Here is an 8,566-nt window from a genome sequence, read left to right as displayed (position 1 = left end):
TGTCGCTGCAGTTCCAAGACTTCAGTTTTCGTCAGTTCCATTGCGCCCTCCGGAGGCACAATGATACTTCCTATTTAACCGTTACAGTCCACTAGCGGGGTGGCCAAGTGCGCATGTACGAGTGGTTCGAGCTGCAGCAGGTAAAAGAGGGTGTGCGCCAGCTGGAGCGGCGCAGCATTCATGTCCTTCGCAATCGAGCTTGTGATGAAGGAGAAGATTGGGTCCGGAATCAGTTGGGTGTCCAGGTACAGGCCGGAGACCCGAACTCCATTGAGCGTCGTTTCAGTAAAGCGGCGCTGCCCGCCAAGAACGGCTTTCATGCCCCCGAATTCTTTGGCTGCCCGGAACAGCGGGTGAGCATTCTTTTTGTAGAAGGCATGCAGCTCATCGGTCGCAGCGTTCACCCTCTTGGAGACCGCGGCGCCGTCGTCCTTCAGCCTCGCCAACAGCCGTCCCTGGATTTCTGAATACGAAATGTCCTGGGCTGACACGCCAACCAAGGCCGCGAAGAGAATCGCAAAGAGCCGAAAGAGTTCTGCCTGCGCTTCAGCCTTGTCGAGCTTGACAACAGGCTCCGAGTTAGGCTCGCGAGCTTGCTGCTGCATGAACCTGACCGCCATGGATACGGCTCGAGCTCTGGAAATCGCCCCTTGTGACAAACCCTTCAACACTACGCTTCCGGTGGGGCCGCGGGGCGCTGCCAGCAGTTCCTGAACCCAAGGCTCGTCGGGGACTCCAATCTTCCCCTCCTTGATGGCATTCACGGCAATCGTCACCTTTATCACGGAATCGTCGTTGTCGCTGGCCACAGTGCTCCTTGTTCGCTGGCCGCATCCTGCCACATCAGCTACCGTGACCATCAAGGTCTGGCTGGGCAGCGCGTCACCGTCGCTGAAAGCTCCTCAAAACTGGGGAGAGGCCGACTCAAGGTCTGCTATTGGGGAAAATTGGGCGTCGTCGACGTAAGACCGCTCCTGGCCGGGACTGTGCCTCCGAAGCCCTGCCCGGAAGCAGTCTCCCGGTTGTTCAGATCTCAGTTTGCTCGGAGATCTCCAATGCGTCGTCGACCTCGATGCCGAGGTAGCGTACCGTTGACTCAAGTTTGACGTGCCCAAGCAACAACTGAACCGCTCGCAGGTTTTTGGTACGTCGATAGATCAAGGTTGCCTTCGTTCGCCTCATCGAGTGCGTGCCGTATTCCGAGCGATCAAGGCCGAGCTCCTCGACCCATCCCTCCAGGATTCGAGCGTACTGCCGAGTCCCCAGGTGCGGCGAGTCATGGACACGGCTCGGAAACAGAAAATTCTCTGACTTCAATCCTGCTTGATTGATCCACTTTTGCAGGGCGTCCCGGGTTACTTGGGTCAGCTCGAACTGCACTGGACGTTGGGTCTTGTGTTGCATCACGACGGCGCGAGCCGCAACCTGGTCGCCATGGCAAATGTCTCGGACTTTAAGGCTGACGAGGTCGCAGCCGCGGAGCTTGCTGTCAATCCCCAGGTTGAAGAGCGCAAGCTCGCGCACGCGGTTTTCCATTTGGAGGCGGACTCGAAGTGCCCAGATGTCCTTGACCCTTGAACTTGCTTTTTGCCCGACGATCTTGCCCTTGTTCCATGGCTCGCGGTGAGCAGCGTTGGAGACGGTTTCCATGATGGACTCCCATCAAATTGAGGGAGTTCAACGATGCGCCACGCGCCATCTAAGCGTTTGATGCTGGTGAGATGAAAGACCCTGCCAAGGGGTTGCATGCTCACGTCGGGGGCAGCTTTCTGGAGCTGAGGGCTAGCCCCGGTCCCGGCCAGGAGCGGTCGGCGAAGTGGCTGAGCGGTCCGTCTGCTCTCCCGCGCAAAGCGGTCGCAGTTTCGGGAGAGGACTGCGAGTAGGCCGCGGGTGAGCACCTCATCGATTTCTAACATCGGGCGTGCATCGAGCCGCTTAGCCTCGAGTCTTGTTCCCGATCCGCCCTCGCATTCGACACCGGAGGCGGTGGCGCCGCCAGTCCTGTCCGAGTCCTCCCTCGGCCGAGCGGCCAGGGAGGGCCTATGCCAATGCTCGGCGATGCACTCTTACAGGCAGGGAGCCGCCAAGAGTGGCGCCTGTCGCCTCTAGGGCATCTGCCAGCGTAAAGCCGTCCAGATGCGCTAGAAAGCGCTGGAGCGCACCGTCCAGAATGCCGGCCAGCCCGCAGCGCCCGGTCAGCGGGCAAGTGCTGCCAGTGCCGAAGCATTCAACGAGGCGGAAGTTCGGCTCAACTCCCCTCACCAACTCTCCGAGATTGACGTCTTGGGGCAAGCGCGAAAGTCGCATGCCGCCACCTTTACCGCGCACGGTTTCGATCCACCCTTGCAGACCAAGCTGGTGGGTGACCTTCATAAGATGAGCTTCCGAAATGCCATGGACCTGAGCGATCTCGGCGATCGTGCACAGGCGTTCCGGACGTTGGGCGACGTACATCATCAAGCGCAACGCGTAGTCGGTCATCGCGGTAAGGCGCATCGGCACTCTCCGAGGTCGTGTGCGCGAACGAAGTTCCTCTTGTGCACACGAAGATTGATCTGCTATATATCTTACGCCGCCGGGCTGGAACGAAGCCCAGGCCATGCGCGAATCGCAAAGGAAGAAGAATGTCCCACGACCCAGTAGATGGACTGATCCTGGAGCAGGCGGCGGAAGCCGTCATCTATGCTAACAAGGCAGGCGTGATCGAGCGATGGAACGCCGCCGCGGTCGCGATGTTCGGCTTCACGGCCTCCGAAGCATTGGGGCAGCATCTGGACCTGGTAATTCCAGAGCATCTGCGCAAGGCGCACTGGCGAGGCTTCGACGCGGCAATGGAGAACGGCAAGACCCGACTGGGTGGCCGACCCACCCTGACGCGGGGACAGCATAAGACGGGGCAGAAGCTCTATGTCGAGATGAGCTTTGCGCTGGTTACGGACGCCAGCGGTGCGCCGCTCGGGTCGGTGGCAGTGGCGCGGGATGCAACCGAACGCGTCGAGCGCGAGAAGGCGGCAGTGGCAGCGCAGCCGCGTTAGCTCGCAGGACGACGATTTCCTGTTAGTTGACACGCGGCAATGATCTATAAAGAATCCACGCACATTTGTGGTGCGACGCATTTCAAACAGGCGCATCAAGCACTCACGGAGGGGCCAGTGAAGAGTTCGGTCGATTCGACGAGCGAGGCTTTCACCAAGGGACAGGAGCTGCGCAGCTTCCTGTTCCTGTCGGTGGTCATGGCACCGGTGCTGGCCGTCATGATCGTGGGGGGCTACGGCTTCCTGGTCTGGATCTTCCAGATGTTCACCGGCCCGCCGGGCAGTTGAGCGCCTAAGCCACAGCCACCCTTCAAACGGGAAGCCACCATGCCAGCCGAAGTCCACATCAGCAGCCTCGTCGTGCATTCGACACCACGACGCATGCAAAGCGTGGCCGAGGCGATTGCCGGGATGCCCGGAGCGCGCGTGCACGGCAGTTCCCCCGCCGGCAAGCTGGTCATCACATTGGACGCCGATAGCGCCGACCAGATGCATGGCCGCGTGGCCGACATCCAGCGCACCGAGGGCGTGCTGGCTGCCACGCTGGTCTACCAGTACGCCGACACCGAGGAAGCAATGAACGAGGAACTCCCCGATGTCCATTGACCGGCGCGACTTCATCCGCCAGACGGCAGCAGCGACCGCAGGCGCGGTTGCGGGCATCCCGATCGCTGGCATCGCCCAGCCGGCGGCCACCATGGACCCGCATCCGCCCGGCATCAAGTGGTCCAAGGCACCGTGTCGGTTTTGCGGCACCGGCTGCGGCGTCACGGTCGGCGTGAAGGACAACCGCGTGGTTGCCACCCATGGCGACCCCGAGGCGGAAGTCAACCGCGGCCTGAACTGCGTCAAGGGCTACTTCCTCTCGAAGATCATGTATGGCGACGACCGGCTGCTCAAGCCCTTGCTTCGCATGAAGAACGGCAAGTACGCCAAAGACGGCGAGTTCACCACCGTCTCATGGGACCAGGCCTTCGACGTGATGGCCGAGCAGTTCAAACGCGTGCTCAAGGAAAAGGGCCCGACGGCAGTGGGCATGTTCGGCTCCGGCCAATGGACGGTGTGGGAAGGCTACGCCGCGCTCAAGCTGATGAAAGCAGGCTTTCGGTCCAACAACCTGGACCCCAACGCGCGCCACTGCATGGCCTCGGCTGCCGTCGGCTTCATGCGCACCTTCGGCATGGACGAGCCGATGGGCTGCTACGACGACATCGAGGCGGCCGATGCCTTCGTGCTGTGGGGCTCCAACATGGCCGAGATGCACCCGATCCTTTGGACGCGGGTGACGGACCGCCGCCTGTCCAAACCGGACGTGAAGGTGGCGGTGCTCTCGACCTTCGAGCACCGCAGCTACGAACTGGCCGACATCGAGCTGACCTTCACGCCGCAGAGCGACCTGGCGATCCTCAACTACATCGCCCACTACATTATCAAGACCAATCGCGTGAACCGCGAGTTCGTCGACAAGCACACCTCCTTCCGGCTGGGCAACGCGGACATCGGCTACGGCCTGCGGCCTGAGCATCCGCTGCAGAAGGCCGCCAAGAACGCGGGCGACGCCGGCGGCGCCAAGCCCATCACCTTCGACGACTTCGCCAAGTTCGTCTCGACCTACGACCTGGAGTACACCGCCAAGCTCAGCGGCGTGCCCAAGAACCGGCTGGAAGCGCTGGCCGAGCTGTACGCGGACCCGAAGATCAAGGTCATGTCCTTCTGGACCATGGGCTTCAACCAGCACACGCGGGGGGTGTGGGCCAACAACATGGTCTACAACATCCATCTGCTGACCGGCAAGATCTCCACGCCCGGCAACAGCCCCTTCTCGCTCACCGGCCAGCCCTCAGCCTGCGGCACGGCGCGCGAAGTGGGCACCTTCGCGCACCGGCTGCCGGCCGACATGGTGGTGACCAACCCGAAGCACCGCGAGCATGCCGAAGAGATCTGGAAGATTCCGCACGGCACCATCCCCGACAAGCCGGGTTATCACGCGGTGCTGCAGAACCGGATGCTCAAGGACGGCAAGCTCAATGCCTACTGGGTCATGGTCAACAACAACATGCAGGCCGGCGCCAACCTGATGAACGAGGGCTATCCGGGCTACCGCAACCCGGAGAACTTCGTCGTCGTGTCCGATGTCTATCCCACCGTGACCGCGCTCACGGCGGACTTGATCCTGCCGGCGGCCATGTGGGTGGAAAAGGAAGGCTGCTACGGCAACGCCGAGCGCCGCACCCACATGTGGCACCAGCTCGTGAACGCGCCGGGCGAGGCGAAGTCGGACCTGTGGCAACTGATGGAGTTTTCCAAGCGCTTCAAGATCGAGGAAGTCTGGCCCGAGGAACTGCTCGCCAAGAAGCCCGAGCTGCGCGGCAAGACCGTGTACGAGGTGCTGTTTCGCAACGGCCAGGTCGACAAGTTCCCCAACGCGCAGATCGAGGCCGGCTACGAGAACGCCGAGGCCAAGGAATGCGGCTTCTATGTGCAGAAGGGCCTGTTCGAGGAATACGCGAGCTTCGGCCGCGGCCATGGCCACGACCTGGCGCCCTTCGACACCTATCACCAGGTGCGCGGCCTGCGCTGGCCGGTGGTCGACGGCAAGGAAACCCGCTGGCGCTACAAGGAGGGCCTCGACCCCTATGTGAAGGCCGGCACCGGCTACCAGTTCTATGGCTACCCGGACGGCAAGGCGCTGATCTTCGCGCTGCCCTACGAGCCGCCGCCGGAGATGCCCGACAAGGAATTCCCCTTCTGGCTGTCGACCGGCCGCGTGCTGGAGCACTGGCATTCGGGCTCGATGACGCGGCGCGTTCCCGAACTGCACAAGGCGGTGCCCAACGCCGTCTGCTACATGCACCCCGAGGACGCCAAGGCGCTGGGCATCCGGCGCGGCATCGAGGTGGAGATTTCCTCGCGGCGCGGCAGCATGCGCACCCGCGTCGAGACGCGCGGGCGCAACAAGCCGCCGCAGGGCCTGGTGTTCGTGCCCTGGTTCGACGCCAGCCAGCTGATCAACAAGGTCACGCTCGACGCCACCGATCCGATCTCCTTCCAGACGGACTTCAAGAAGTGCGCCGTAAAAATCACCAAGGTCTGACGCGAACGAGCCCGCCATGAAGCTGCGCCATCTCCTTCTCCTGCTGGGCCTGGTGGCGCTCGTGGCCAGTGCCCAACCGGACACCGGCCTGGTGGACGCGGCGCGCGGCCCGGTGGCGGTGAACCAGCCGACCGACCCGCCGCGCCTGACCAACGCGGTCAACGACGACGTGCGCCGCCCGCGCAACTACGACATGCAGCCGCCCACCATCCCGCACCGGGTGGACGGCTACCAGATCGACAAGAACTTCAACAAGTGCCTGGACTGCCACGCGCGGGCCAAGACGGAGTTCTCCCTGGCGATCCCGATCAGCCCCACGCACTACCTGGACCGCGCCGGCAAGGTGTTGCCGCAGGTCTCGACGCGGCGCTACTTCTGCATGCAGTGCCACGTGACACAGGAGCCGGTGCTGCCGATCGTCGGCAACGCGTTTGAAGGCGTCCCGGCGCCAAGCGGCAAATGAGAGGCAGCCCAGCATGATCGAACGCCTCAAGCGCTACTGGACCATCATCCGCCGGCCCAGCGTGCACTACAGCCTGGGCTTCCTGACGTTGGGCGGCTTCATTGGCGGGATCATCTTCTGGGGCGCCTTCAACACCGCGATGGAGCTGACCAACACCGAGAAGTTCTGCACTGGTTGCCACGAGATGCGCGACAACGTGTTTGCCGAACTGAAGACGACCATCCATTACACCAACCGCTCCGGCGTGCGCGCGATGTGCTCTAACTGTCACGTGCCGCACGACTGGACCGACAAGATCGCGCGCAAGATGCAGGCCTCCAAGGAAGTCTGGGGAAAGATCTTCGGCACCATCGCCACGCGCGAGAAGTTTGTCGACAAGCGGCTCGAGCTGGCGCAGCACGAGTGGGCCCGCTTCAAGGCGAACGACTCGCTCGAGTGTCGCAACTGCCATGACTACGAGTACATGGACTTCACGCGCCAGAGTGCGCGCGCGCAGAACATGCACACGACCTACCTGGCCAACAAGGAGAAGACCTGCATCGATTGCCACAAGGGCATCGCGCACCACCTGCCGCACATCCCGCCGGGCCAGGGGCCCTCGGACTCGCCAGGGCAAGTGGTGCCCAAGGAAGGCGGCGAGGCGCTGGCGCCCACCGCCGAGCCCGGGGCCGCAAAGAAGGGTGGCTGAGGTCTTGCAACCCATGCTGGCCGTTTGTGACCTGGCATGCACGCGCGCCGGGCGCCTGGTTTTTTCCGGGCTCACGTTCTCGGCACAGGCCGGCGCGACCTTGCAGGTCCGCGGCGCCAACGGCAGCGGCAAGAGCAGCCTGCTGCGCCTGCTGTGCGGTCTGCTGCAACCCGCGCGCGGCGAAGTCCACTGGCGGGGCCGGCCGATCGCGGCGCGGGGTGCGCACTTCAGCGCGCAACTGGCCTACCTGGGCCACGCCGACGGATGGCGCGGCGAACTCACGCTGCGCGAGAACCTCGATTTCTCGCTGCACATCGCCGGGCAGCGGCCGGATGCGGCGGTCAGTCGTACGGTGCTCGAACGCCTGCAGCTGGCCGGTCGCGAGAACGATCCGGTGCGCCTGCTGTCGCAGGGCCAGCGCCGCCGCCTCGGACTGGCGCGCGTCCTGCTGAGCCGGCGACCGCTGTGGCTGCTGGACGAGCCGCATGCCGGGCTGGACACGGGTGGCGAAGCGATACTCGAAGCGTGCCTGGCCGAACACACGCAAGGCGGCGGCCTGGCGGTGGTCGCGACACACCGGGCTGGCAGCGGCGATGCCCTGGACATGGACGAATTCAACGATGCTCCTCGCCGTGATCCCGATCGTCGAGCGTGAACTGCGCACGGCGGCGCGGCGGCCGATGGATGCACTCGGTGCGCTGCTGTTCTTCGTGGTGGTGGGCACCCTGTTCGCGCTGGCCGCGGGGCCCGATCCGGTACTGCTGCGCACCATCGGTCCGGGCGTGGTCTGGGTCGCGGCGCTGCTCGCCTTGCTGGTCTCGCTGCACCGGCTCTTCCTGCCCGAACTGGAAGACGGCGTGCTGGAACAGCTGCTACTGTCCCCACGTTCCCTGCTCGCGCTGGTCTGGGCCAAGGTCGCGGCCCACTGGCTCGTGACCTGCCTGCCGCTGCTGCTGGTGGCGCCCCTGCTGGGCCTGCAGTTCGACCTGTCCACGGCGTCGATCGCCGTCCTGCTCGCCTCTTTGCTGCTGGGCACGCCGACGCTGTCGCTGCTCGGGGCGCTCGGCGCCGCGCTCACCCTTGGCCTGCGCGGCAATGCCTTGCTCGCGCTCATCGTGCTGCCGCTGTGCGTGCCGGTGCTGGTGTTCGGCAGCGGCGCGGTCGGCGCCAGCCAGCAGAGCATGCCGGTCGGCCCGCACCTGTCGATCCTGGGAGCTTGGCTGCTGCTGGCCGCCGTGCTGTGCCCCTGGGCGATCTCGGCCGCGCTGCGGCTCGCGCTGGAATGA

At 64.1% G+C, this 8,566-nt stretch carries 11 protein-coding genes; 8 read left to right on the top strand and 3 right to left on the bottom strand.

Features of this window, described 5'->3' with window-relative positions; genetic code table 11:
• Positions 1-74 precede the first annotated feature (74 nt).
• The 3 genes from BM345_RS27710 to BM345_RS27700 all read right to left on the bottom strand — a co-directional run bounded on the left by BM345_RS27710 (position 75) and on the right by BM345_RS27700 (position 2,496).
• Positions 75-809, bottom strand: a complete 735-nt coding sequence (locus BM345_RS27710; RefSeq protein ID WP_093386550.1) for a hypothetical protein — start codon at positions 807-809, stop codon at positions 75-77.
• Positions 810-1,026: 217 nt separating this feature from the next.
• Positions 1,027-1,650, bottom strand: coding sequence for a tyrosine-type recombinase/integrase (locus BM345_RS27705; protein WP_093386548.1), 624 nt, complete (start codon positions 1,648-1,650; stop codon positions 1,027-1,029).
• 390 nt (positions 1,651-2,040) lie between these two features.
• On the bottom strand, positions 2,041-2,496 hold the full coding sequence (locus BM345_RS27700; protein ID WP_093386545.1) for an RrF2 family transcriptional regulator: 456 nt from the start codon (positions 2,494-2,496) through the stop codon (positions 2,041-2,043).
• Between the two features lie 128 nt (positions 2,497-2,624).
• Between BM345_RS27700 and BM345_RS27695 the strand changes: the two genes are divergently transcribed.
• The 8 genes from BM345_RS27695 (at position 2,625) to ccmB (ending at position 8,566) form a co-directional block, all read left to right on the top strand.
• Positions 2,625-3,035 carry a PAS domain-containing protein gene (locus tag BM345_RS27695; protein ID WP_093386542.1) on the top strand — a complete coding sequence of 137 codons (411 nt, stop codon included), beginning with the start codon at positions 2,625-2,627 and terminating at the stop codon, positions 3,033-3,035.
• 117 nt (positions 3,036-3,152) lie between these two features.
• The gene (gene napE, locus BM345_RS27690; protein WP_254790031.1) at positions 3,153-3,323 is read left to right on the top strand and encodes a periplasmic nitrate reductase, NapE protein; all 171 of its coding nucleotides are present in this window, start codon (positions 3,153-3,155) and stop codon (positions 3,321-3,323) included.
• A 39-nt stretch (positions 3,324-3,362) separates the two neighbouring features.
• Positions 3,363-3,641 (top strand): chaperone NapD, encoded by a 279-nt coding sequence (locus BM345_RS27685; RefSeq protein WP_093386537.1) that lies wholly within the window; start codon positions 3,363-3,365, stop codon positions 3,639-3,641.
• Positions 3,631-6,129, top strand: coding sequence for a periplasmic nitrate reductase subunit alpha (napA, locus tag BM345_RS27680; RefSeq protein WP_093386535.1), 2,499 nt, complete (start codon positions 3,631-3,633; stop codon positions 6,127-6,129). Before BM345_RS27685 ends, napA begins: the two co-directional genes overlap by 11 nt.
• A gap of 16 nt (positions 6,130-6,145) precedes the next feature.
• Positions 6,146-6,592 (top strand): nitrate reductase cytochrome c-type subunit, encoded by a 447-nt coding sequence (locus BM345_RS27675; RefSeq protein ID WP_093386532.1) that lies wholly within the window; start codon positions 6,146-6,148, stop codon positions 6,590-6,592.
• A gap of 13 nt (positions 6,593-6,605) precedes the next feature.
• On the top strand, positions 6,606-7,280 hold the full coding sequence (locus tag BM345_RS27670) for a cytochrome c3 family protein (protein ID WP_093386530.1): 675 nt from the start codon (positions 6,606-6,608) through the stop codon (positions 7,278-7,280).
• 13 nt (positions 7,281-7,293) lie between these two features.
• A complete protein-coding gene (ccmA, locus tag BM345_RS27665; RefSeq protein ID WP_093386527.1) occupies positions 7,294-7,935 on the top strand; it encodes a cytochrome c biogenesis heme-transporting ATPase CcmA in 642 nt (213 codons plus the stop codon).
• Entirely contained in the window at positions 7,901-8,566 is a 666-nt protein-coding gene (gene ccmB / locus BM345_RS27660) for a heme exporter protein CcmB (RefSeq protein WP_093386524.1), read from the top strand. Before ccmA ends, ccmB begins: the two co-directional genes overlap by 35 nt.

Source organism: Variovorax sp. OV329, from assembly GCF_900114785.1.
In the GTDB taxonomy this organism is placed as follows: domain Bacteria; phylum Pseudomonadota; class Gammaproteobacteria; order Burkholderiales; family Burkholderiaceae_C; genus Variovorax.
This window is presented reverse-complemented; position numbering and strand designations above follow the sequence as displayed.

Coding starts and splice junctions, on each gene's coding strand:
- BM345_RS27685 (WP_093386537.1), top strand. CDS start 3,363: ATGCCAGCCGAAGTCCACATCAGCAGCCTCGTCGTGCATTCGACACCA.
- BM345_RS27670 (WP_093386530.1), top strand. CDS start 6,606: ATGATCGAACGCCTCAAGCGCTACTGGACCATCATCCGCCGGCCCAGC.
- ccmA (WP_093386527.1), top strand. CDS start 7,294: ATGCTGGCCGTTTGTGACCTGGCATGCACGCGCGCCGGGCGCCTGGTT.
- BM345_RS27675 (WP_093386532.1), top strand. CDS start 6,146: ATGAAGCTGCGCCATCTCCTTCTCCTGCTGGGCCTGGTGGCGCTCGTG.
- ccmB (WP_093386524.1), top strand. CDS start 7,901: ATGCTCCTCGCCGTGATCCCGATCGTCGAGCGTGAACTGCGCACGGCG.
- BM345_RS27700 (WP_093386545.1), bottom strand. CDS start 2,496: ATGCGCCTTACCGCGATGACCGACTACGCGTTGCGCTTGATGATGTAC.
- BM345_RS27695 (WP_093386542.1), top strand. CDS start 2,625: ATGTCCCACGACCCAGTAGATGGACTGATCCTGGAGCAGGCGGCGGAA.
- napA (WP_093386535.1), top strand. CDS start 3,631: ATGTCCATTGACCGGCGCGACTTCATCCGCCAGACGGCAGCAGCGACC.
- BM345_RS27705 (WP_093386548.1), bottom strand. CDS start 1,650: ATGGAAACCGTCTCCAACGCTGCTCACCGCGAGCCATGGAACAAGGGC.